This window comes from Okeania sp. SIO3I5 (assembly GCF_010672085.1).
In the GTDB taxonomy this organism is placed as follows: Bacteria; Cyanobacteriota; Cyanobacteriia; order Cyanobacteriales; family Microcoleaceae; genus Trichodesmium.
Genome location: NZ_JAAHHT010000062.1, coordinates 1 through 25165 on the forward strand (window position 1 = coordinate 1; position 25165 = coordinate 25165).

The window sequence follows — 25165 nt, forward strand, 5'->3', positions numbered from 1 at the left end:
CTAACTCTTGACTCCTAACTCCTAACTCTTGACTCCTGACTCCTAACTCCTAACTCCTGACTCCTGACTCCTGACTCCTGACTCCTAACAATGAATTTAGTGGTCTACTCAACTGAAAAGCGCTGTAGAATATTTTCTTAAGGTGATTTGCAATATTGAATATATTCATATTCTAGATTTAGCACCTACTAAAGAACTTTTAGATGATTATAAAAAAAAGAGAATTACTTGGGATGCTTATGAACAAAAATTTAATAACCTGATTAGTGAAAGAGAGATAGAAAAAAAAGTTTCACCTCAACTTTTAGCTCGAGGTTGTTTGCTTTGTAGTGAAGCTAAACCACATTATTGTCATCGTCGTTTAGTAGCAGAATATCTCAATAAACAATGGGGAAATATTAAAGTATGTCATCTCTAAAAAAGATAATTTGTTTAGCTAATTCTAAGAAACTAACTGAGCGTTGTATTGCAGGAATTGATTGAGATACGGGAAAATGGGTTCGTCCAGTATGCGATCGCCAATATCCTGAAGATGGAAGAGTACCTAAAAGAATTAGATTTGTTGAAGGTAGAGAACCAAAATCTCTTGATATTTTTGAAATTCCTCTTGACAATAAAGGAAATGATTTGGGCTTTAAAAATGAAAACCTTTCAGTATTAAAAGGTAAATGGAAATGTTTAGGTAGAGCTACTGTTGAAGATATTTTTTAATATTGTAATAATTCCAACTTTCTTCTACATAATTCTCGTAAATATGTGAATCCTTCCGATTTAAAAAGACTTCCGTTTCATCGACGTCGAACAATTGAAATTGTCAAAATTGACAAGAAAAATTTTTCTTTTGTTCAAGATAAAAGGGGGAAATTTCGAGGTATAGCGTTTCTCAGCAATCGTGAGGTACACCTATCTTTATTTGTTCCTATTTCCTATTCCCTGTTTCCTATTCCCTATTCCCTATTCCCTGTTCCCAGTTAAGTGTTCCCTGTTCCCTAAAACCAAGGAATTTTGTACCTCACGCTTCTTGGGAATTGCTATAGTATAAAAAGTGATAATGGTTATTTGCTTTTAGATAATGCAAAAATTAGCGATCCAGAATTTATCAAAGACTTAGAAAAAGGATATTCTCCAACTTTAAATAATCTTTTGGTGACAATAAGTCTTAGTCTACCTTATGCTCCTTCTGAAAATTGGGAAGGAGAACCTCCTTGTTAGAAGTTAATAGCAAATATAATTGAATTTGATTTGCCTAAAAGCTAATAATGCAGGGGTGCAGCTTTATTTGCTTTCGGTGGATATAAATTAGACATCTCCGAAAATAAAAAATAAAATCAATTTAACAGGATTTGATATGAGAGTTTCTTTCAAGTTTAGATAAATTGCGATCAGCAATTTTGTGAGGTTCTCAAAAAGTTTGAATAATTGTCCGATCGCGTCCTTCTTTCTTTGCTTGATAGAGAGCTTCATCTGCTATTTTAATCAACTTTCCCCAGGAATATCCTGATACAGGAATAGTGGTTGCTACACCTAAACTCATGGTCACAAATTCTGATATTTGAGAACCATCATTAACTAACTTTAAATCTAAAAGTCGCTGACGAATTGATTCTGCTATATAAAATCCACCTTCAGCATCTGTTTGAGGTAATACAACTACAAATTCTTCCCCACCGTAACGTGCTACTAAATCTGCTGCTCGCTTGACTTCTGCTTTGATTACATTAGCAATTGCTTGCAGACACCTATCTCCTGCTGGATGACCATAAGTATCATTGTAGCGCTTGAAATAGTCAACGTCACATAGAATCAAAGATATTGGTGTTTTTTCCCTTGCCATTCGTCGCCACTCTCTGTTTAGATATTCCTCAAACACACGACGGTTAGCAACCTTAGTTAAACTATCAAGGTTGGCAAGTTCACCTAACTTTTTATTCGCAGTTAGTAATTTTTGATATAGCTCTGATTGTTGTATAGCGATCGCTAACTGTCCTGCTAAACATTCAATAAAATCCATTTCTGAAAATTCCCATTTTCTAGGTGTTGAACAGTGGTGAGCAATTAATAATCCCCACAGTTGTTGAGTATAGTCCAAATTCCCATCAGACGTTTGTTCTGTATTAATCTTTGATATTGGTACTACTAAGTTAGCTTTTACTTGAAATTTACTTAGAAATTCAACATGATATGGAATTAAATCTCCAATAGGTATATGTCCTCGATCAGCAGATTTATCCTGTGCATTTTTACTAAATTTACTTATGGTTTCTACAACAGATGATCGCTCCCAACCAACAGATTCCATAACTACTTCTCCTGTGCCATCTGGCTTAAATTTATATATAAATACCCTGTCAGTTTTGAGAAAATTTCTGACTTCATCTACTGCAGTTTTGAGAACTTCATCAAGGTATAATGATTGACGTATCCGTTCTTGAATCAAGCTCATCAATCTGGCAGTTTCTGTTTGCTGTTTTAATTCTTTTACTACTTTATTAATTTGCAAAATTCGACGGACTCGCTGACGTAAAACTGCCCATTTAATTGGTTTAGTAATATAATCCATTGCACCAACGGCGAAGGCGAGGTCAACAGATTCTTTGTCTTCAACAGAGGTCATTATTAACAATGGAGTCTGATAAAGTAAAGGGTTACCATCTAGATTATTATTATTTATAAAAAAACTATTTGATAAATGCTGACTAAAAAGTTCTTGTAATTTAACACAGCAAGCAAAGCCATCAATTTCTGGCATCATTGCATCTAGTAAAATTAAATCTGGTATTTTTATGCTACATTTTTCCAAGCATTGCTTGCCATTGTTGGCTTCTATTATTTGATATCCTTCTGATTCTAATGCTTTACGCAGCATATAACGCATATATTTTTCATCATCTACTATCATTATTACAGAGGGATTATTATGTGATTTTTCTGCCTTCATAAAAAAATTAATTTAATACTATAAGGTGACAATATATTAGGTTTTAACTATCAGCAAGGAAAGCTTTAAAATTTGCATTCTAGAGGTAAAAAAATCTCTATGGTATTAACTAATCACTACGATTTAACTGTTAAATCAGAGAATATTTTCTCTAATATATTGGATAGCTGCGATTGTTTAATTGGTTTATTTAGTAAGGCAGCTAAATTTAGTTTTTGGAGCTGATTTTTTTTAGGTAATTTACCAATAGGAGTTAACATAACTAATGGCAGTTCTTTATACTTTGGTATTTCTCTAATAGCAATAGCAGTTGCAATTCCATCCATTTCTGACATTTGTATATCAATGATTATTAGGTCAAAATTTTGATTTTGGTCAGCAGTTTCATTCTTGAGTAGATTTATTGCTGCGTCACCTGATGTGACAGCATGAGATAAAATTCCCCACTGACTGAGTTGCTGAGTTAAAATTTGTAAACAAGAAGAACTATCGTCTACAATTAATAATCGTTTATTAGCTAAGTTACTAATAGGATTAAATTGAATAGTCATATTTTTATCAATTTTTGCTGTTAAGGTAAAATAGGATGTAGACCCTATTCCTTTTTGACTTTCAACCCACATTTTACCACCCATAATCTCACATAAACTTTTACTAATAACTAATCCTAATCCCATTCCTCCATATTGTCTAGTTGTAGAACTATCTACTTGACTAAATGGTTGAAATAATTTGTGCATTTTCTCTTTGGGAATCCCGATGCCAGTATCTTTGAGAGCAAATTTTATTTCATACAAATTACTGGCTATATTCTTTTGATTATCCCTGCTACCTTGAGGAAGTTTTAATACTTTTGAATCGGGATAATTAATAAGATTTTCTGCTCCTGGTATTTTTTGAGCTGAAACATTAACTAAAACTTCCCCTTTGGCTGTAAATTTAACAGCATTACTAATCATATCAACTAAAATTTGACGTAATCTTGTTTCATCTCCTAAAATTATGGTTGGTGTATTATCTTCGATCAAATAAGTTAATTCAATTTTTTTCTTAACTGCTTCCAGAGCAAACACATCAATACATTCTTCCATAAATAATCTTAAATTAAAAGGTTTTTCCTCCAAATCCAATTGATTCGACTCAATTTTAGAAAAGTCAAGAATATCATTAATAATTCTTAGCAGTGCCATACTAGAAGTATGGATATCATTGACATATTCTTGTTGTTCTAAATCCCAATTAGTATCAATTAAGAAAGAAGTTATACCAATTATTCCATTCATTGGAGTCCTAATTTCATGGCTCATAGTAGCCAAGAATTCACTCTTAGCTTGATCAGCTACTTCTGCTGCTTGTCTTGCTTCTTGAAGAGCAATATTTTGTGCCATAAGTTGTTGATGTTGACGAGTTTCTTGCTCTAATAAATAAGCATGGGCGAGGGCAATTCCTACTTGTTGGGCAACAGCTTCTAGTAGTTCAATTTCATTTTTTCTCCAATTCCGATAGTTGTCACATTGATGTAAGCAAATTATTCCATTTGGTCTATCTTGATAGGAAGTACGAACTACTAACATAGATTTTAATTGTCTGCACATAAAAGTTGATGCAGAAAGTGTTTTCTGTAGCAGTGGGTCTGTATAAACATTATCTGAAGCGATCGCTCTATCCTGTGCTAACAATTTTTCTATATGGGGGATATCAATTACTGAAACTTCTGAATTCATTATTGATTCATATCCATCTTCTAAATACTCTGCTACTAATGGTACTTTTGCTACTAACCCCTCTTGATAGGAATGAACTACACAACGGTTGACTAGAAAAGCTTGACCTATTTGTTGTGCAGTAATATCAAATATCCTTTGTGTATCTAAGCTTTTGCGAATCTCTTGAGTAATTTGTTTTAATAGAAGACTACGTTGTAATTGTTTTTGTAGAGCTAAGTGAGTTAAATTTTGTTGAATGGCAGTAGCGAGAACATTTGTCACTGCTTGTAAAAAGTGAACATCGTTTTCATAGAAAGTATGTTTGTTCGTGGTATAACTGACTAATATTCCTGCTGGTTGATTATTTCCGGGAATAACTAAACTGATACTACTGACAATACCTTGGTCTAAAAATGATTTCAAATCTGGAAACTCAGCAATTTTACTGCTGACTTCTTCAATAATGACTGATTTTTTAGCTGCTAAAGTACAGGTAATGAAAGAGTGAAACGTTCGTTCGACTACTGGTAGAGAAATTAAAGTTTTTGAGTTGCTGACACTAGCTTTAATTTCCCAAGTTTGACTATCTGATAGCTGCCAAATCTGACAATAGTCAAGTTTTAGAGTTTCACATACCAAGGAAACTGCTTCTGACATGAGTTCCGGTATAGATATACTTTCAAGAGCAAGTTGACTTAATTTTGCTACTGCTGCTGCTTGAGCTTGTTTGCGATCGCTAATATCCCGCAAAATCATTGTAAATACAGTTTCATCTTTTAATTCTATTTGTGAAATTGATGCCTCTCCCGGAAATTCTGTGCCATCTTTTCGTCTACCAATAACTGTGGCAAGTTGATGTTTTGTATTTCGATCTTTTCCCTCTATATAGTTATTAAATTTTGACTCTTGCTCAACAATTAACTTCCTAAATGACGTTCCTACAACTTCCTGGTTTAGATAACCAAATATTTTTTCTGCTCCTTGGTTAAACAATTGAATAATTTTATTTCTATCCACTGAAATAATTGCATCTTCAGCCATATCTAAAATACTTGCTAAACGAGCCTCTGATTTTTTTAGAGCTTCAGAAAATACTATACGTTCAGATATTTCATTTTCTAGCTTTTGAGTTAACAGAGTTAAATCAGCAGTTCTTTGTTGTACCCTAGTCTCCAAGTTTGCATTCAGGAGATAAACTTTTTCTTCAGCTAAAATACGTTCTCTAATCTGCTTTTCTAGTTCCCCATAGCTTGTTTGTAGTTCGATAGGATTAGGTATTGCTAAAAGTTTCCGAGCTGAACGAAGTAAAAATATTATTGTTAATATGGAAACTATAACCGTGATACCCTTAACTAATCGTAGTAACCAATAGTGAGAATGCGGTTGTGTCCAAATTTCTTGAGTTTGGGAGATACCACTGAAAATCATTAAAATTGCCAACATCCAAAAAGTGAGATTGAATGGCATATTTGGTCGTCTAATCAAACAGTAAGTAAGTATTAATCCGATCAAATAATAGGTCAGTGCTATAAATAAATCTGATGCGAGATTGAAGAAAGTTAATCCTGACTGTAGTAAGTAATAACTTCCATGAGGAATAAACACACCTACACATATAGTGGATTGAAATAAGCCCGGCATATAATACCTCTTTTTATCAACTAACTATTATTACTATTTAATCAGATCCTAGCCTGTACTCGCCTCAGACACTTGTCTTAACATTATAATCTAATGTTAAAATTCAATCTAAGAGACTGTTTGTAAAGGAAATATAAAAAAGAGATAGGGAACACTTAACTGGGAACAGGGAATAGGGAGGAAGAAATCAAGACAAGTATTGAAGAGTTAAAATAAAGGGAATATATATACCTTTCCACCTAATTATCTACCAAATTTCAATCTCTTGAAGTACTACCGCTTTTAGATTTTAGTCACTCAACAACTCTCTTAAGACTTATTTTACAAACAGTTTCTAAATCTTGATTTAGTTAGGTTGAAAAATCGACATTGGTAAATCAAAGGATAAATTGTCCAGGCAATTATCCTGTCCTCTGTAGGGGTAATCTCTTTCTGATATTCTTTAGTTACTGGGTTAGACACACAAGGGGTACTACCCCCACAAAAAGATTATTGATTAATTACTAAGGAAGAATATTTTAGCTATAGCAATCAGGAATGAGATGTGAGAAAAAAGTGTAGGGGTTTGGTCTCCAAACCCAAGCTCTAAGGATTTGGAGACCAAATCCCTACAATAAAATCTTACAACCTATTTAGGATTGCTATAGTAGGTTTTAGTTACAAGATTCAATTTTTGTTGGAAATTAAATCCCACAAACAATTTTAGACATCAGAGGTGAGGTGTGGGTTTTGAGATAAGTTATCAAATTAAGATTGTCATTTTGGCAAGTACCAAAAGCTCTTTTAGCAATTAATAATTAACAATTAATAATTACCTCTCCCTAAAAGGAAGAGGTAAAACCAAGAAGGTAAAAAAATAATTTTTTTACCTTGAAAGGGAGAGACAGGATATTATATATTTACCATATAAATATAAATTCTATATAACGTTGATTATTGTCTGAAAAAACATATTAAATTAAAATGCTCAAAAGTCCTATTAAAATAGCAATTACTTTAGGAACTCGCCCCGAAGCTATTAAATTAGCACCAGTTATCCAACTTTTTCAAAATTCTCCTGATTTTAATACCCTGGTAATTTTAACTGGTCAACATAAAGAAATGGTTGCTCAAGTAATGAAATTATTTGACATTAATCCCAGCCAGGATTTAGCAATTATGCAAACTAAGCAAACATTGACCAATATTATGTGCCGAAGTTTGCAAGGATTAGAAGAATTATTTCTAAAATTGCAGCCCAAATTAGTATTAGTTCAAGGAGATACTAGCACTGCTTTTGCTGCTGCCCTAGCTGCATTTTATCAAAAAATTCCTGTTGGTCATGTAGAGGCAGGTTTACGGACTAATGATTTATTTAATCCCTATCCCGAAGAGGCAAACCGCCGTTTAATTTCTCAGATAGCTCAATTACATTTTGCTCCTACAGCTTTAGCTATGGAAAATTTACAAAAATCTGGAGTAATAGGAGAAGTTCATCACACAGGAAATACCGTAATTGATGCTTTGCTCAAGGTAGCAAAATCTCAACCTAAATGTCATATTAATGGTTTAGATTGGGTCAAATATCGAGTCATATTAGCAACAGTTCATCGGCGGGAAAATTGGGGAGAACCTTTGACAGAAATTGCTCAAGGATTTCTGCAAATTTTAGATAAGTTTCCTGATACTGCTCTGGTTTTACCTCTTCATAAAAATCCCACAGTTAGGGAACCTTTAACAGCAATTTTAGGGAGTCATCCGAGAATATTTTTACAGGAACCTTTTGATTATAGTGAATTGGTAGGAGCCATTCAAAATTGTTATTTAATATTAACTGATTCTGGAGGTTTACAAGAAGAAGCTCCTAGTTTAGGTAAGCCTGTTTTAGTATTACGAGAAACAACGGAAAGACCCGAAGCAATAATGGCGGGAACTGCTAAACTTGTTGGTACTAATTATAGTAATATTGTAGCTGCTTCTGAAGAATTATTGAGTGATAATACTAAGTACAAAAAGATGGCAATGGCAATTAATCCTTTTGGTGATGGTCATGCCTCGGAGAGAATTATCAAGATTGTACGAAGTTATTTTAGTTAGAATAAATTGATATAGCTAAGAAAGAATTGGTTAGGACATGGACTGATGATGAATCTTAGACTAGGAAATACTTTTCGAACTGTTCCCTGTTCCCTGTTCCCTGTTCCCTGCTATATATAGCAATGCTAAATAGGTTTTCATTAATGAATAATTGATAATTGATAGTTACCTCTCCTTTTTAGGGAGAGGATTGACTAAAAGGAAAAAATTTATTTCTCGCGTTGGTGATTGAATCTGGTTAGGTAACCCATCCATCCCACCCTTCGGGAAACTTTCCTTTTCCCCTTTATTGGGAAGGCTTTAAAGGTTAATTATTTAATTATTAATTATTAATTATTCGGTAATATTTTATCTCACAGGGTTTGGAGACCCAACCCCTACAATTTTTTTTCACAAATCATTTAGGATTAGTATAATACCAATTCCCATGCATTAGTGCAAGACCTTGAATAACACTTCAGTTATTAAGTAATTACCTTGGCATAATAATCTTTTTGCTAATTTCAGGTAAGTTAATATTAATTATTCTTCTTTTTACTTCTCCCGTAGGGACGTTTAGCTAACGCACAACTCCGTTAACGCTGCGCGACATGTTTGCGCAGCATTCCGTAAGGAAAACGCATTTTTGTTATGCAACGTCCCTACACTACTCCCCTGCTCAATCAAATGTAAAAAAAGTTTTTGAGAAATGGTATAAGTATAGTCTTGAGAGCAACTGTAGGGGCAAAACCCCTATGGTTTTCCTTACCGAAATAATTAATAATTAAACAATTAAATAATTAGATAATTCAGGTTTAAAGCTTCCTGGGTAAAGGGGAAGAAAATAAATCTTTTCCTGTTCGTCAATCCTCTCCCTAAAAGGAAGAGGTAATTATCAATTATCCATTATCAATTATCCATTATCCATTATCCATTAGTGAACCATAACCAGTCTAATTTACCTCTAACCCTTTGAGATCATCTAAAGCTTGTTGATATAACTCTTGATTTCCTTGTTTCTTGTATAACTTAATAGCTTTTTCCAAATCTTTAATAGCTTGTTTTGTATTCCCTTGTTCCTGATAAATCGCACCTCGATTATTGTAAGCATCAGCATCTTCGGGATCGATTTCAATTACTTTGGTTAGATCGGCGATCGCCTGTTTATATTTTCCTTGCTCAAAATATGCTAAACCCCTAACGTGATAAGCTTTGGTATGGCTCGGATCAATTTTGATCGCTCGGTTAAAATCAGCGATCGCTTGTTTATATTTTTTTTGCAAATCGTAGACATAACCCCGATTATACAAAGCATCAAGGTAATTAGGATTGAGTTTAATCGCTTTGGTGAAATCAGCGATCGCCTGTTTATATTTTTTTTGGTCACAGTAAATGTTGCCTCGCTCACAGTAAGCTTCAGCATAGTTAGGATTGAGTTTAATCGCTTCCGTGTAGTCAGCGATGGCCTGTCGTTCGTTGGTTTGGTAAGAGTAGATATTACCACGGTTGTAGTAAGCAACAGCATTATTGGGATTAAGTTCAATAACTTGGTTGTAATCAGCAAGCGCCTTTTTATACTTTCCTTGGGTATTGTAGATACTACCCCGGTTGTTGTAAACTTGAGTTAAATCTGGTTGAAGTATAATCGCTTGGTTATAATCAGTCAGTGCTTTTTTATATTCTCCTTGGTGAGAGTAGAGATTACCCCGATTAACATAAGCATTAGCACCCTTGGGATTAATTAGAATAGCTTGGTTAAAAGCAGCCATCGCCTTTTCATGCTTTCCTTGGATTTCGTAGGCAACACCCCGGTTGTTGTGGAAATCAGAATCCTGGGGATTAAGTAGAATTGCTTGGTTATAATTAGCAATTGCCTTTTGATACCTTCCTTGAAGATAGTAAATAATACCCCGATCGTTATGTACAGCAGGATTATGGGGATTAAGTTCAATAGCTTTGTCGTAATCAGCTAGTGCCTGTTCATATTTACCTTGGTTATAGTAAGCAATGCCACGGTTGTAGTAAGCAGCAGGATCGTTAGGATTAAGTTCAATAGCTTTGTTATAATCAGCCATTTCTTCAAAAGAAGTCATAGTCAAACACCACCTTGATTCAGAAAAAAATCAATAATAATACTTAGTCTAACCTAAAAATTTGACCACTAACTACATTCAACCTATCCCACTATTCCAAAAATGCTTATTTACTTAAGTAAAATTTTCCTGAAAAGCTGGATTTTTCCTTTTTATCTGTAACAATATTTGGGCTTTTCAGCAAAAATATTATTAGTAGTATAGGTTCTTAGAAATATAGTTTTGATTAAAACTGATTTTACCGCAATAATTAATAATTAAACAATTAAATAATTCAGGTTTAAAGCCTCCCCTTCCCAGGGAAAAAATAAATCTTTGCCTTTTAGTAAACCTATCCCACTATTCCAAAAATGCTTATTTACTTAAGTAAAATTTTCCTAAAAATCTGGATTTTTCCTTTTTCTCTGCAACAATATTTGGGCTTTTCAGCAAAAATATTATTAGTCAAATAGGTTCGTCAATCCTCTCCCTTTTAGGGAGAGGTAATTATCCATTATCCATTAATGAATACCTCCCAAAATTCACTTATATTAAGCCAATGTCAGCTAAATTGTGTATAATTCTTAGAATAAATTATCAGAATTAAAAATAAAGTATGAATAAACCAGAGCCAAGTCAGCAAATTTCTAAAGAAAATCCACGATGGGGGGAACGCTTGACTATTACTCAAGGCGACATTATCTCTCAACAGGTAGAGGCAATTGTTAATCCCACTGACAATAATCTCCGTGGTTACGGACTATGTAGCAAAATTCATCAAGCAGCAGGACAAGAATTAATAAACGCCACCAGACAAATAGAATGGCTCGATACCAGTCAAGCTAAAATTACTAAAGGCTATAAACTTCCCGCCTCGTATATAATTCACACTTGCGCTCCGGTTTGGGATAAAACAAATAGCAAAACCTCCAGCTATCAGCTAGCCAAATGTTATAGGAACTCTCTCCAATTAGCAGCAGAAAACCAAATTCATAGTCTCGCCTTTCCTTGCATCAGTACAGGAATGCGTGGCTTTCCTAAAGATTGGGCTGCCAAAATAGCCCTGACAGAAGTCCTGACATTTTTGCAAAACAATGCTCTGCCATGGAGAATAATTTTTGTCTGCCACGAGCTAGAAGATTACGGACAATATAAAACAAAGCTACCAACTTTCATAACTTCTCCCACTTCCTCAGAAAAACCTGCAGCACAAATAGCTAAACAGTTAGTTACTGAAATTGGACTGGAGTATCGAGTTGCCATTATTGGCAGCACCTCATTTTGGGGTATAACTACTGAGGCCATAAGTAATGCTACTGGCAAAAAACTTGCTACTTTAGAGGAAAATTTAGCTCTATTAACAGGTGGAGTTACAGGTATACCTGAAGCAGTTTCCCGTAGTTTTTGGCAAGAATGTAGGCAGCAAAATCAACCTGCCCCAATTTACCACATTCAGCCAGAAGGATTTGAACCCTGGGAATATGGTACGAATCTATATGGAGGCAAAACTCTATTTGAGCGTCGAGAAATTTTAGCTCGCATGGCATCAGTGTATGTACTGATAGAAGGGGGACCAGGGGCAAAACAAGAAGCTGAAGTTGCGATAGAAAGTGGTGCGGTGGTAATTCCAGTGGGGGTGACAGGAGGTTTTGCCAAGCAACTTTATCAACAAATGTCTCGTCCTTACTATGTATCCTCTGAGTTGTGGCAAAAGTTGGGGCAACAGAATATTTCATCAGAAACAGTAGGGGAGGCGATCGCTCAAATTATTCAAAAAATCTGGCAACGTCCTAAAGATCCGATCTTCGATCCAGAGAAAAAAACTGTTACCGACTTAGAATTGCACTCAGCATTAGGAGTTAACTACAGAAAATTGCAAGATTTATTAGCAGCATCTCAATGGCAAAAAGCTGACAGGGAAACATTCCGGCTATTTTGTGAAATTGCTTTGAGAGCAGAAGTACATACAGGTGTTCGGGAAACTAGAGATATTTTAAAGACAATTGATAAAAATCTTCAATCTGACAGATTTAATGAACTTACTTGTTTGCTACAGCATTACCAAAAAATGCTTGGGAGTGTGCATAAGCAGGAGTTTCCCACTTCTTCGTTTTATGGTTATCTTCCCGGTTGTCTGAATGAGAAATTTGTTCATAAACTGCCTTTACTAGATTTCCAAACAATTGATTTACTGTGGATAGTATATTCTCACGGGCGTTTTGGTTTTAGCGTACAGGAAAAAATTTGGCGCACGCTATGTACTCAAAATGAAGATATGAAAAAGGTAGAGGAGGATTTTATTAGTTGTGTGGGGCGTGGTTATTCTCAAACTGCTGATGCTTATCACGAGAATGAAGTCAATTTCACGCTGAATTCTCCAGAGGGATTGTTACCTTGGCTAAATTGGTATGATGCGGAGGGTAATCTTCATGGTATAGAGTGGGATAACAAGTTAACTTATGCGATCGCTAAGTTGTCTGAGAAGGGGATGTTTAACAAGGTATGGCGACAGCGAATTCGTGAAAGACTCGAAGCAGGGGAGAATGATTTTTCTAACTGTGTGTTGAGTGGTTTAACTTTAAAGGGTTTAAATTTTCAAGGAGTTAATCTCAGAGGTGCTAATCTCCAGAATGCTAACTGTGAAAGAGGAAACTTTGCTGAAACTGATTTGAGGGGTGCTAATTTAGCAGGGACAAAATTTTCAGTAGGAGCATTACAGGAGGCAATTGTTGATGGTGGTGAGGTTGACGATCGCCAATGGTTAAAACCTTATGTGATTCTAGTTGTTGATGATTCTATTATTGTTCGTCAAGTTTTGAGTACAACTTTTACAAATGCTGGTTATCAGGTAGAAATAGCGAGAGATGGTTTAGAAGCTTGGAATAAACTCCAAAATAATCTACAAGTTGACATGATTTTCTTAGATCTAGAAATGCCTAATATGAATGGTTATGAATTAACTACAAAAATTAGAAACGATCCTCGTTTAAAGGATATGCCAATAGTTGTTATGAGTAATCGTGCTACAATGAGAAGTAAGCAAAAAAAAGATGTGGAAGAATTTAACTATTGTGGTTATCTAGCAAAACCTTGTGTTGAAGAAGTAGTGTTAGAGACAGTTAAAAATGTTTTTAATAAAAAAGTCAGGTGTTGAATATAAAGTTAAAAGTTAAAAGTCAAAAATTAAGAGTTAAGAGTAAGATTTTATGGGTTCAAAACTTTGACACTACAGTAATTTCAGGAAATTATTTTACGTCTAAAGTTTGAAACTATTTTTACCGAAATAATTAATAATTAAACAATTAAACAATTAGTGAATTCAGGTTTAAAGCCTCCCCTTGGGAAGGGGAAAAAAATAAATTTTTTCCTTTTAGCTAATCCTCTCCCATTTAGGGAGAGGTAATTATCCATTATCCATTATCCATTATCCATTAATGAAAGCGCTTTTTAGATTGATGAACCACATCGACACAACCAAAATCTTGTAGGGACGTTCCATGGAACGTCAAGCAGATGTATTAGGAACAAGAATTTTAGTATCAGGAGGTTATGCTGCGGATGGGTTGAGAAATCTCATGGTTACTCTTAATGAAGGGAAAGAAGATATTGATATTCTTGCTTGGTTATCTACTCATCCAGAGACAGGAGAAAGAGTGCGTTATTTAGAGGAATTAATTGTTAATAATGGTTATAATCGTTATGCTTATGAAGGAGTAGTATCTCATGCTAAAATTCAGTCAAAAGCTAAAGCATTATTAGTAGAAAAGAAAAAAGATTTTTCAGAAATTTAGATGGTAAGCATTCAGCTTTGAGATTGCTATAGTAATCGTAAATGATTTGTGAAAAAAAACTGTAGGGGTTTGGAAACCAAACCCCTACAAGCAAATATTACCCAATAATTAATAGGGTAATTTTAATAGTTTTAGTTTTGTGGAATGGGCATCTTGCCCGCTCCTTACAGCGGTTTTTATGATTAGTAAACCACAGACGTTCCATGGAACTTCCCTACAATGTTTTGCTTGTGAAGATGTGGTTCATCAAGAAAGAAAAGCGCTGTAAATTAGGAAAATATTTTTGATTTTTTCGCTCTGGAGAAGAACGAGGCTTTAATCCTTAATTAAACAATTATTGAAATTAAGGAACGAAACAAAATTTTTGAACTTTAGAATGCGCGAATTTTGAATTCAAAAAATGCTCATTCTGTGCAAAAATAACTTTTAATTCTTCTTGGAGAATAATTTTTCTTTCCAAAATAATGATTTAATAACTAATAGCTAATAGCTGATAGCTGACGGCTGAATGCGTACTAAAAAACTTTATAAATAACCGCCCCTGTTTCTGGGTGATTTTCCATTTCAACTAATCCCTGTTTATATAGATTTTTTAAGAGTTCTTTAATTTCTTCTACTGTTTTATTTGTAGCAATAACACAATCTGCTAAAGAAATTCCTTCTGGATGTTTCTTTCCCAATTCAAGAATAATTTGGGTGTCCGACTTGGGAGGAGTTTTTTCTACAACTCTCTCTACTCGTTCTTGAGGTAAGTAATCAAAAATATCCCCCGAATCTAATCGTTTCTTCAGAGTTTTCAAATTCTTCTCTTCTACCATTCCCGGAATAAAAAATAAATCAAAAAATTGACCTACTCCTAATAAACCTGCAGTAAATACCCAGATAATCCCTGTGGCATATTTCCCGGAATAAAATCTATGTAATCCACAAACGCCTAAGAAACAAGAACACCATAAAAGGTAAGCCATACCTGTATCTCTAGCTTCATTTTTAGATTTGTCCATTTTTTTGCTCCCAATATCAAGAAAAAATTCTATATAAATTGTACTAGCTCAATTAATTTACCAAAGTACCATCTATATTTTCTATATTAGCACAGCCACTCAATGCCATGGCCACATCTAATTCATCACGCAATAGCTCCAACAAATGACGCACCCCAGTTTCTCCATTCACCGCTAGCGCCCACAAAACCGGACGCCCAATTAAAACTGCTTTTGCCCCTAATGCTAAAGCTTTCAGGATATCTGTTCCTCTGCGAATACCGCCATCCATCAACACATCAACTTGATTTCCTACTGCTGCAACTACTTCTGGGAGAGCATCAATAGTAGCGATCGCTCCATCTAATTGTCTACCACCATGATTAGAAACAATAATTCCTTTTGCCCCATGTTCAACTGCTCGAATAGCATCATCTCCTCGTAAAATTCCTTTGACTACTACAGGTAACGACGTTAATGACTGCAACCATTCGATATCCCTCCAGGTAAGCGCTGGATCGAGTTGATTAGCAAAATAAGTCAATAACCCAGACTCGTTTTCTGTTTCAGGAATCTCTAAATTTGCCATTGATGTTAAATTAGCTAATTCCAGATCGGGTGGTAGAGTAAATTGATTTTTTCGGTCTCGTTCTCTGACACCTAAAACTGGCGCATCAACCGTCACACATAATGCTTGACAACCTGCTGCTTCCGCTCTTTCGACTAAAGCGCGAGTCAGGGAGCGATCGCGATGTACATATAGTTGAAACCATAAACTTTTTGGTACATTTGCTGCTAATGCCACATCTTCTAAACTTTTTGTTGACATGGTGCTTAATACCATTGTTGTACCTAATTCCGCTGCTACTCTTGCTGTTGCTAACTCCCCTTCTGGATGCGCCAAACATTGAAATGCCATCGGGGCAATTAAAATCGGCATTTTAATATGTTGCCCCAAAATTTTTGTACTTAAATTTCGCTGACTAACATCTACTAACATTCGAGGTCGAAGTTTATATTTTTCATAAGCACTACGGTTATCTCGCAAAGTAATTTCATCCCATGCACCACTAGCATAATAATCTAGTGCCATTTGAGATAAATGTTGTGGTGCTAAAGACTCATACTCGAAGAGATTAATTGGTTTATTCATTGACTAATAAAATCAGATTTTTTATAATATAAATACATCAAAATATAACCTGGTTCAAAATACAAAATCAAGTTATATTAAAATTTTAACATAGTTCTACTGAGAGTTCCTTTTTGTTGGAAAAATAATGGTAAATTTGAATACAAACGATTCCTTAAAGCGTGATATATTAAAAAATTCTCAAATAATTGCTGTGGTGGGTCATTCAGACAAACCAGAGCGTACTAGCTATCAAATTGCTCAGTTTTTACGAGAAGTAGGTTACAAGATTTATCCAGTTAATCCAATAGTTAAAAAAATTGATGGTCAACCTACTTATCCTACTTTACAAGATATTCCTGAACCTGTGGATATTGTTAATGTTTTTCGTCGTTCTGAATATTTAGCAGAAATCGTAGAAACAGCGATCGCTATCCACGCAAAAACTATTTGGACTCAGCTAGGAGTGAGGGATTGGCAGTCAGCAAATAAAGCATTAGATGCAGGTTTAAATTTAGCAATGGATGTTTGTATTAAAGTTGAGTATTTGCGACTTCTTGGTTAACCATTTGTTGATTTTCATCTAGTCGTTTACCCAGAAATAGTAAAAATCCATAGAGAACTAAATTTTCTCCTATTAGTTCAAAAAATTCTTCAAAAGCAATGCGGAATCTTTCAATAAAAGTCGTCAAAAAATCTTGTGTAAATAATAAACTAAGCAGAGGTTTAGCAATATCTTGAAAAACCTCAGCCCCAAATCCTCCAATACCAAAAATTAACATTCCTAGTAATGCTAAAAAAGTTTCTCTACGGTAAGAACGCCATAGAAAGCGCAAGTCTGAATAAAAGATAATTAAAGGCATAATAAAAACAACTATATATATTTTAAGCCAACCCCGTTCACCTAACCAAGGAAACCAGTTTTTTAGTTGTAGATGAATTTTCCATACTTCATCAATAGCGCCGTAAATTAGGAGTATTGCAAAGGTTAATTTAAACCAGCGAGAAGGAGATATTTGAGAATGCCATTCTTGAAAGAATAATATTAAAGGTATTAATCCAATTATAAATAGATGTAGTGCTTGTAATAAAGAAGAAATAGTCATTTGACCATTCATATCAAATAGTGGGTATGGTTTACCGCTAACCAGGATACTACTGAGGTAGATTATAACTATAACAAGTTCAAAAATAATCGAGCCAACTAGCAGGAAATTTAGTTTTTTTTGAGTAATAAATTGTTGAAATTGCTTGAAGTTTTTCATATATAGTAGGGAATAGGGAATAGGGAACAGGGAACAGTTAGAAAGACATTTCCTAGTCTTAGATTCATCATCAGTAATTGTCAAGAGTCAATTCTTCTTAGCTATATAAATAATTAGGGAGGAGTCATTTCAGTTATCAGTTATCAGTTATCAGTTATCAGTACCTCTATGGAATAAGGAGGCTTAAAATATTGAATTTTCTTTTTTTTGGTAGTCCTGCTGAGGAATGGTGAAGATACATAAGTTTTGTAATTTCTTCCCACACTTCCCACACCTCCTACACCTCCCACACTCTCTCAACCATTCCTCAGCACCACCACCCTTTTTTTTTATGCCCTTGAAAGGTGAGGTTTGAGACCAGATTTTCTAGTCAGGAATCAGGAGTCAGGGGAAAAGAATGTATCAGGAGAAATTAAGTGTTTTTATCAGTAATTATCCGTACATGGTATTGTATTAAACCCCGTAGTAGTATTAGTAGAATTCACGCCCCGTAGGGGTAATACTCTCCATGAGGTATGATTAAGTATGGTAATTAACCCTCAAGGGGTGATACCATCTAGGTAATTAACCATGCATCAATACATATCTACATACTTGCGTATATATTACGTATACAGAGCCTACAAAAATGAATCTGACAATTACGCAAAAATACTCATAAAAAAGTAAATTTGTCAGTGATATAAATCATAATTATTCAGTTATTTGATCGATACATAATTTCAAATAAGTAATATATAATCAGGAAGATCATATATCAGTAATATTACTGATAATAGTAAATATTGGCTCTATAGCATCCAGAAATGTTTCTGGCTTATTTAATTAACAAAAGTTGAAGCGGAATTAAGTTTCCAGAGTAAAAAATCTTCATAAGGTATTGTGTAATTCACTGACATGAAAAATCATTTTCTCAAAATAGCCTCTCTTGCTGTTGGTACTATTCTTACTTACAGCATGAGCAATCTAAATTCTGCACAGGCAATCAATAATGTATCAAATATATCAGACATTTTTTTGACCGCTCAAACAACTAAAATTCCTGTGAATATAGAGCCTAATGTTGTAATTGATGATGGGAGCCAACCAAATTCAAAAGCTACTAATGAAGCAACCGCAATTAGACAAACTCTAAATAAAGTCCCAGAAAAAAGTAATTTAGAATCTAAGTTTCTTCCTGCCAATAGCCAAACAAAATTTGTGAACAGCAAGGTAGGAAATTTGCAGTTAGATTCAGGCATAGTATTAGGAGTAGGATTAATTAGTGTTAGTCGTTTATTTGCAAAAAAAAGACTCTGATAATTTCTCAGAGCCAAATCAGTTATAACTACTGTCAATCTAGATTATTTTCTCATTCTGCTGTCTCAGTCTCAGTAGAATTTTCTTCTGGAGATGTCTCTGTTTCAGAATCAGAATTAATTGATGCTTCCAACTTAATTTGATCCTTAAATCCAGCAGGAGCTAGCTCTGTTGCTCTATTAAAAAGTTCTTGAGAAGCTTCAGTATTACCTTGTTCTTTTAATATAATTGCCTTAGCTAAAATCGGGCGAAAATCCTTAGCATTACCCTTAATAGCTTCATCATAAACAACGATCGCCTCATCGTAGCGTTTTTGCTCGGCATAAACCTGCCCTAAAATCAACTGCACGGAGACTACATCAATACTTCCAGCTTCCACTTGATTTTTCAAAGGAGCAGCTTTGAGTGTATCTTGCAACAAACCAATAGCAGCTTCAGGGCGCTCCTGTTCCAATAACAAATTAACCAAACCTTGTAAAGCTTTTAAATCCCCTGGTTTATTCGTCAGAAGGGAACGATAAATTTGAGCAGCACCTTCGCGATCGCCTGTATATGCCTTTGCCTGAGCCAACAAAACATTATAATCTGTACTACTAGGATTTAGTTCAGACAATTTTTCTAGTGGGGGTATAACCTCCTCAATATTACCCTTACCTGATTGAATTAACTCTAACTTTACTTGTAAAAGTCCTTGGAGTGCAGTTAAATTATCTGGCTCCCTTTGTAAAACCAACTCATAACCACGAGCTTGTGCCAGCAAATCGGCTTCTCGATCTGTTACAGATGTCTGAGTTGAGGATGCATTTGATTGACTATTTTGTTGATTGGCCTCTAATAATCCTCCCAACAATGGAGATAAAGAAAACCCCAAGAAAGCGATTATTACTAGCACCACCACCGCCATCAAAAAACCACGATTTTTATCTACCATTGGATCAAATTCTGCTTCATTCGGTATAACTATATCAATACATAAGAACGTATGTTAATCAAGATTAGTAAATCAACAATAGTTAATTAACCTTAATTTTATAAACACTATGATGCTACCGAGCGTTTTATTATACCATTATTCATTAATTAAGTCAATTATCCCCAACTTAAGAATAGCTTTAAGACTAACGTGAAAAGTCAGGGACTTCTTACTTTTTTAGTTAAAAATTTCAGCAACAATAATTTTTTTTGCCTACATTTTTTTCAGAAAAATTTCCATTACTTTACGGATCAATCGACAATTTAATTGGATTAACTACAATAGCAAGGTTAATTATCCTACCTAATATTAAATTTTTTTAGCTAGGCTTGAAATATAAAGTAAATCCGACTTGCTAACTGAAAGCCATCGTTTTTGGTTTTTAGTCCCACCTGAGCGATAGTCGCCAGAAATCTTAAGTCTACATAATCTTGTTACCAAAAAATCCGGTCCAAAGCTTCCGACTTTAGTCGGAGATACTGATAACTGATAACTGATAACTGAAATAACAGTGTCTGAGTCTCAGCCTAAGTTAATTAGTCCAATTCCTATAAAATCTTGATTGGCATTAACATATCAGGCCAAAATAACTGTGTTATTGTGGAATCTCTGAGCATCTATAGCACTACGCATTAAGGTTAGGACATTTCTAAATCCTGTTTGCGGAGCATTTCCCTATAAGAAAAAGCCTTTAAAAGTCTGCTCTTCCCTGTTCCCTGTTCCCTGTTCCCTGTTCCCTAGCGCGTAGCGCTATATAACAGAAGTTAGAAGTTAAATTCTTTCTGTGACTAAATTTGAGAGGCATAAGAATGTTTTAACCTCCCTGGGGACTGCTATAACATTCACCGTTTCTTAATCTTAAGACTAGAATTTCTATAGCAGAAGTCAGAAGTCAGTAGGGGCGAATGGCCATTTGCCCTGACATTCACGGCAGGGACTAAATTTGAGAGGCGTCAGAATGTTTTAACCGTCCTGGGGACTGCTATAACGTTAACCGTTTCTTAATCTAAGACTAGAATTTCTATATAGATTATTGCTTGTATTTTTTTATATTCCCACAAGGGATGTATCTTCGCTCATAGTAGTTTTTATGAATTCTTCTGTTAATCACTCTCAAAATACAAATAAATCTACAACATCTCACGAGGCCGCTCCTAGTGAGGAAACTATTAATAAATCAGATATTAAGCAAAGTCTTTCCATACCAACTAATGGCCTAAGTTCTGAGAGTAATGTGAAATCAATAAATAATTCTTCAGACACAGATATGGCCAAAGAACACCATCAAGGGACTAAGAATAGTAATACTTTAGCTGTGACAGATACTCAACCATTAAATCCTCCTAAATCTAACCACCAGGATCTAAGTGAAACTGATACTCCCAATAGTATGACTGTGCGCCAACATCCAATTGCTCCTCCTAGCGAACCAAAACAGTACCGAGCTATAGGTTTAGTTCGGGGTCGTTATGAACCTTCTACAGAACAATTTACACGAGGATTCTTACAAACACCAGATGGTTCAGAAATAGATGCTGTATTGTTAGGCCGGGTAATGAGTCTATTAAAAAATCATCTAGACTTAGAATCAGAACATCTCTGGGTAGTTTATCCTCGTACAAGACAAGAAAATAATGACTTACATATTCAAATTATGGGGGTATGGGAACCAGAAACCCTCAGAAAAATCAGAAAACCCTCTACTGAATTAACAAATGAAGAACAGGATCTAGCTTCTTCTTCTCTAAATATTTCTGCCACTGCTGAAGAGGATGAAAGTCAAGAAAAAATACAAGAAACAGAGGATATAGATAACTCTCAAGAAACTACTATTATTCCTATTCCTGAAACTGAGACTGATAGTTTTGCTACCTTAGATGATGGTTATTTTTCTATCCGAGGAGAAGTAATTTATCAATCTCAAGATGAAGAATATGTAATAGTTAAGGTACAACAATCAGCCCGCAAAGGTGAAGAAGAACCTAGGTTTTTTAAGCTGAAACTAAAAGGGCATTTAGGCGATCGCCCATTGAATCGTTTCTGGGATTTACATATTCAGCGCGATAATACATCTCTTGTCATTCAATATGGTAATGATATTGGTAGTCTGTTGTTAAATAATCGTCGTCAATCTCCATCAAGGGGCAGGAAAACATTTAATAATAATAATAAAAGTAGTTATTCACGAGTATTTCGTCCCAAAAGTGATAATTCTGCCACAAATTCAACTCCTATTCGTAAAGAACCTCTTCCTAAACCAACTAAAAGAAATAAAAACCCAGATGAGCAAGAATCTTAATTTTTTTTCAGGTTTAGACTTGAGTTCAATAGTTAATAATTAACAGTTAACAATTAATAATTACTTCTTGTGTAAGAGCAGGATTAGCTAATGCCCTTAGTGTTGTCCCTAATTAATAATTAACCAATTAATAATTACCAAAAAGTAAGATCTAAAGCCTCTGAAACAGAGTGGAAGGAAGCAATCTCAGGGGTTGAGGAGATTGCTTCTGCTTCGTCGCGGAGGACGACTGTTCAACCGGATTTTATATATAGCAGTCGAAGCAAAGTTTAGGAAATTTCTCAATCCTGAAATCCTTTGACAGTTTACTATTCCCTATTCCCTATTCCCTATTCCCTAGCGCCATAACTTAGCGTTCCAGAAATGGTAAAAAAGTTCTATCCATAGGAAGTGGAGCAACTGATTCAGTTAGAGTAAATTCTCCTGCTTCAATCCACTCTTTTAACTCTAAGGCAATTTGATGAGATAGGAAAATACTCGCCAGGGGGGCACTTCTAATAAGTTTGCCCTCTATTTTGATCCGACCAGATTTGAGTTGAGCATAACTCACTAGACCAAAAGTTGGACGCACCCGCCGAGGAATTGAAAAATCTACCACTGGCGCCACAATATCTTGGTCTTGAATAGCACAGTTAGCTACTACTTTTTCATTCAAGACAGGTAGAGGAATACCCACACCCAACATAATTGATGGACCATAATTTTTGAAATAACAACCACGCACCCATTGAGATTGCATTTGTTTGGCATCTCCAATTAAGGCCAAAGTTGCAGCAGGTCCAATAGGAGTACGATTAGGAAGACGTTTTTGTAGGGGAAAGTGCTGAGTACCTTCCCAGGTAATATATCCAATACCACCACCCAAAAATATGCGGGTACCAATACCAATTACTTCTAAGTCTGGGTCATTGAATAGTGGGGAAATAGCACCAGGATTAGAATAAACTGCATTACCTAAATTTGGCATGAGAGGCCCAAGATAAGTAAATAGAGGGCGATCGCCACCGTTCACACCAACTATAAAATTTTGATATGAATTTCGTGGGTTAAATAAATAAAACTGGTTAATTGTCTCACGGGTAATAGTAGCTTCAAAAGTACCCCGAGGATAACAATCTGTTGCTTGACCAATTGCTCTGAGTTGGACAGGTTTACCTGCTATTAGGTCTTCGATTACATGGCCACCACCCCGTTCTTTAGATTCTTCAGCATCTTCAGCTATTTGAGTCGCCCCAAGATACAAATCCACGGCCCCAAAACCTGAGTAAGCAGGGACACCATCTAGCCAACAGGAGCGAATTTTGATGGGGGGGTCAGTATGTCCCAAGTTAATGATAGCTCCTGAGGACTCCATTGGCTCAAAAGTTCCAGTGGTAATTACATCAACTTCTTTTGCTGTCTGGGTAATACTTGTTTCAGTAATTCTGGCTTTGAGTTCTGTTATTGTACAGACAACGGCTTTTTTGTTGGAGATTTTGTCGTTAATTTCAGCAATTGTTCTCATTTATTCAGGGATTAGGGAATAGGGAGTAGGGAGTAGGATAGGGAACATTAAGGAAGTCAGAAGTCAGAAGTAGGGGCGAATGGCCATTCGCCCCTACTGAAGTTAACCCACCCCTAACCCAACCCACCTCCTGCTCCTCCGAGGAGGGGAGCAGGAGGGGAAGTAGGGGATGAGAGCAAAGTTCCAAAAACGTTTCGCCGATCTTAGCGGGGTGGCGTGACCTAATTATTTTGATAAAAAAAACATTTACCATATCACTTGTACCACATTAATTTGGAATTTGCTGTATTATCTTTCCTGTTAAATTTGATTTCTTGAGATTAAAAATTCACTGAAGAAACAGGAGCGAGCGCTGCCTATCAAATAATATTTAATCTACAATTACTTAGAGTATTTTTACCAATAAATAGAACAGTTAAGAAAGAATTGGCTCTTGACAACTATTGATGATGAATCTTAGACTAGGAAATCTTTTTCATGCCTGTTCCCTGTTCTCTGCTATATTAGATAATCCTCCCAAATTTTCAGATGTTTTTTCCTCTGATTTAGAGGTTTATTCTGCAGGCTAAATCCTAGATTAAAGTGCATTTTATCTGAGGTTTTCTGCTACTTTTTCAATTGAGGATAGGGAACAATAAAAAACATTTACTACATCACTTCTACCAAATTAATCTGGAATTTGCTGTATTATCTTTCCTGTTAAATTTGATTTCTTGAGATTAAAAATTCACTGAAGAAACAGGAGCGAGCGCTGCCTATCAAATAATATTTAATATACAATTACTTAGGGTATTTTTACCAATAAATAGAACAGTTAAGAAAGAATTGGCTCTTGACAACTATTGATGATGAATCTTAGACTAGGAAATCTTTTTCATGCCTGTTCCCTGTTCTCTGCTATATTAGATAATCCTCCCAAATTTTCAGATGTTTTTTCCTCTGATTTAGAGGTTTATTCTGCAGGCTAAATCCTAGATTAAAGTGCATTTTATCTGAGGTTTTCTGCTACTTTTTCAATTGAGGATAGGGAACAATAAAAAACATTTACTACATCACTTCTACCAAATTAATCTGGAATTTGCTGTATTATCTTTCCTGTTAAATTTGACTTTTTGAGATTAAAAATTTACTGAATAAACAGGAGCGAGCGCTGCCTATCAAATAATATTTAATCTACAATTACTTAGAGTATTTTTACCAATAAATAGAACAGTTAAGAAAGAATTGGCTCTTGACAACTATTGATGATGAATCTTAGACTAGGAAATCTTTTTCATGCCTGTTCCCTGTTCTCTGCTATATTAGATAATCCTCCCAAATTTTCAGATGTTTTTTCCTCTGATTTAGAGGTTTATTCTGCAGGCTAAATCCTAGATTAAAGTGCATTTTATCTGAGGTTTTCTGCTACTTTTTCAATTGAGGATAGGGAACAATAAAAAACATTTACTACATCACTTCTACCAAATTAATCTGGAATTTGCTGTATTATCTTTCCTGTTAAATTTGA

At 35.0% G+C, this 25165-nt stretch carries 17 protein-coding genes and 1 pseudogene; 9 read left to right on the plus strand and 9 right to left on the minus strand.

All coding sequences use genetic code 11. The features are described from left to right. The first annotated feature begins 142 nt into the window (after positions 1-142). The 3 genes and pseudogenes from F6K40_RS16025 (at position 143) to F6K40_RS16030 (ending at position 1212) form a co-directional block, all read left to right on the plus strand. Entirely contained in the window at positions 143-418 is a 276-nt protein-coding gene (locus F6K40_RS16025) for a DUF488 domain-containing protein (protein ID WP_293137501.1), read from the plus strand. Positions 419-495: 77 nt separating this feature from the next. After that, positions 496-711, plus strand: a pseudogene (locus F6K40_RS41360) (dual OB domain-containing protein); the annotation flags it as partial. Positions 712-1059: 348 nt separating this feature from the next. Further along, a complete protein-coding gene (locus F6K40_RS16030) occupies positions 1060-1212 on the plus strand; it encodes a hypothetical protein (protein WP_293137503.1) in 153 nt (50 codons plus the stop codon). 190 nt (positions 1213-1402) lie between these two features. Here F6K40_RS16030 and F6K40_RS16035 read toward each other — a convergent pair whose 3' ends face one another. Together F6K40_RS16035 and F6K40_RS16040 are read right to left on the minus strand one after the other, a co-directional pair. After that, positions 1403-2899, minus strand: a complete 1497-nt coding sequence (locus tag F6K40_RS16035) for a GGDEF domain-containing response regulator (protein WP_293137504.1) — start codon at positions 2897-2899, stop codon at positions 1403-1405. A gap of 155 nt (positions 2900-3054) precedes the next feature. Beyond that, positions 3055-6285 (minus strand): PAS domain S-box protein, encoded by a 3231-nt coding sequence (locus tag F6K40_RS16040; RefSeq protein WP_293137505.1) that lies wholly within the window; start codon positions 6283-6285, stop codon positions 3055-3057. A 963-nt stretch (positions 6286-7248) separates the two neighbouring features. On the opposite strand from F6K40_RS16040, the gene wecB reads away from it, so the two are divergent. Beyond that, complete coding sequence (wecB, locus tag F6K40_RS16045; protein WP_293137506.1) at positions 7249-8361, plus strand: non-hydrolyzing UDP-N-acetylglucosamine 2-epimerase; 1113 nt, start codon at positions 7249-7251, stop codon at positions 8359-8361. A gap of 932 nt (positions 8362-9293) precedes the next feature. Here wecB and F6K40_RS16050 read toward each other — a convergent pair. Then, positions 9294-10433 (minus strand): tetratricopeptide repeat protein, encoded by a 1140-nt coding sequence (locus tag F6K40_RS16050; protein WP_293137507.1) that lies wholly within the window; start codon positions 10431-10433, stop codon positions 9294-9296. Positions 10434-11028: 595 nt separating this feature from the next. Here F6K40_RS16050 and F6K40_RS16055 point away from each other — a divergent pair. Together F6K40_RS16055 and F6K40_RS16060 are read left to right on the plus strand one after the other, a co-directional pair. Continuing rightward, positions 11029-13566 carry a macro domain-containing protein gene (locus F6K40_RS16055; RefSeq protein ID WP_293137508.1) on the plus strand — a complete coding sequence of 846 codons (2538 nt, stop codon included), beginning with the start codon at positions 11029-11031 and terminating at the stop codon, positions 13564-13566. A gap of 343 nt (positions 13567-13909) precedes the next feature. Next, the gene (locus tag F6K40_RS16060; protein ID WP_293137509.1) at positions 13910-14203 is read left to right on the plus strand and encodes a M48 family metalloprotease; all 294 of its coding nucleotides are present in this window, start codon (positions 13910-13912) and stop codon (positions 14201-14203) included. A gap of 515 nt (positions 14204-14718) precedes the next feature. On the opposite strand, the gene F6K40_RS16065 is transcribed toward F6K40_RS16060, so the two are convergent. After that, the gene (locus F6K40_RS16065; RefSeq protein WP_293137510.1) at positions 14719-15207 is read right to left on the minus strand and encodes an NINE protein; all 489 of its coding nucleotides are present in this window, start codon (positions 15205-15207) and stop codon (positions 14719-14721) included. A 52-nt stretch (positions 15208-15259) separates the two neighbouring features. After that, positions 15260-16339, minus strand: coding sequence for an alpha-hydroxy acid oxidase (locus F6K40_RS16070; protein WP_293137511.1), 1080 nt, complete (start codon positions 16337-16339; stop codon positions 15260-15262). A 127-nt stretch (positions 16340-16466) separates the two neighbouring features. On the opposite strand from F6K40_RS16070, the gene F6K40_RS16075 reads away from it, so the two are divergent. Then, positions 16467-16883 carry a CoA-binding protein gene (locus F6K40_RS16075; protein ID WP_293137512.1) on the plus strand — a complete coding sequence of 139 codons (417 nt, stop codon included), beginning with the start codon at positions 16467-16469 and terminating at the stop codon, positions 16881-16883. Here the strand turns inward: F6K40_RS16075 and F6K40_RS16080 are convergent. Then, positions 16852-17583 carry a hypothetical protein gene (locus tag F6K40_RS16080; protein ID WP_293137513.1) on the minus strand — a complete coding sequence of 244 codons (732 nt, stop codon included), beginning with the start codon at positions 17581-17583 and terminating at the stop codon, positions 16852-16854. The two genes, F6K40_RS16075 and F6K40_RS16080, sit on opposite strands and share 32 nt — an antisense overlap. A gap of 143 nt (positions 17584-17726) precedes the next feature. Beyond that, entirely contained in the window at positions 17727-17873 is a 147-nt protein-coding gene (locus F6K40_RS16085; RefSeq protein WP_293137514.1) for a hypothetical protein, read from the minus strand. Between the two features lie 607 nt (positions 17874-18480). Here F6K40_RS16085 and F6K40_RS16090 point away from each other — a divergent pair. Further along, positions 18481-18882: a hypothetical protein gene (locus F6K40_RS16090; RefSeq protein WP_293137515.1), complete on the plus strand. Its 402-nt coding sequence runs from the start codon at positions 18481-18483 to the stop codon at positions 18880-18882. Between the two features lie 52 nt (positions 18883-18934). On the opposite strand, the gene F6K40_RS16095 is transcribed toward F6K40_RS16090, so the two are convergent. After that, positions 18935-19813: a tetratricopeptide repeat protein gene (locus F6K40_RS16095; RefSeq protein WP_293137516.1), complete on the minus strand. Its 879-nt coding sequence runs from the start codon at positions 19811-19813 to the stop codon at positions 18935-18937. A 1132-nt stretch (positions 19814-20945) separates the two neighbouring features. Here F6K40_RS16095 and F6K40_RS16100 point away from each other — a divergent pair. Next, entirely contained in the window at positions 20946-22154 is a 1209-nt protein-coding gene (locus F6K40_RS16100) for a hypothetical protein (RefSeq protein ID WP_293137517.1), read from the plus strand. A 349-nt stretch (positions 22155-22503) separates the two neighbouring features. Here F6K40_RS16100 and F6K40_RS16105 read toward each other — a convergent pair whose 3' ends face one another. Further along, a complete protein-coding gene (locus F6K40_RS16105; protein ID WP_293137518.1) occupies positions 22504-23658 on the minus strand; it encodes a homocysteine biosynthesis protein in 1155 nt (384 codons plus the stop codon). Positions 23659-25165: the final 1507 nt, after the last annotated feature.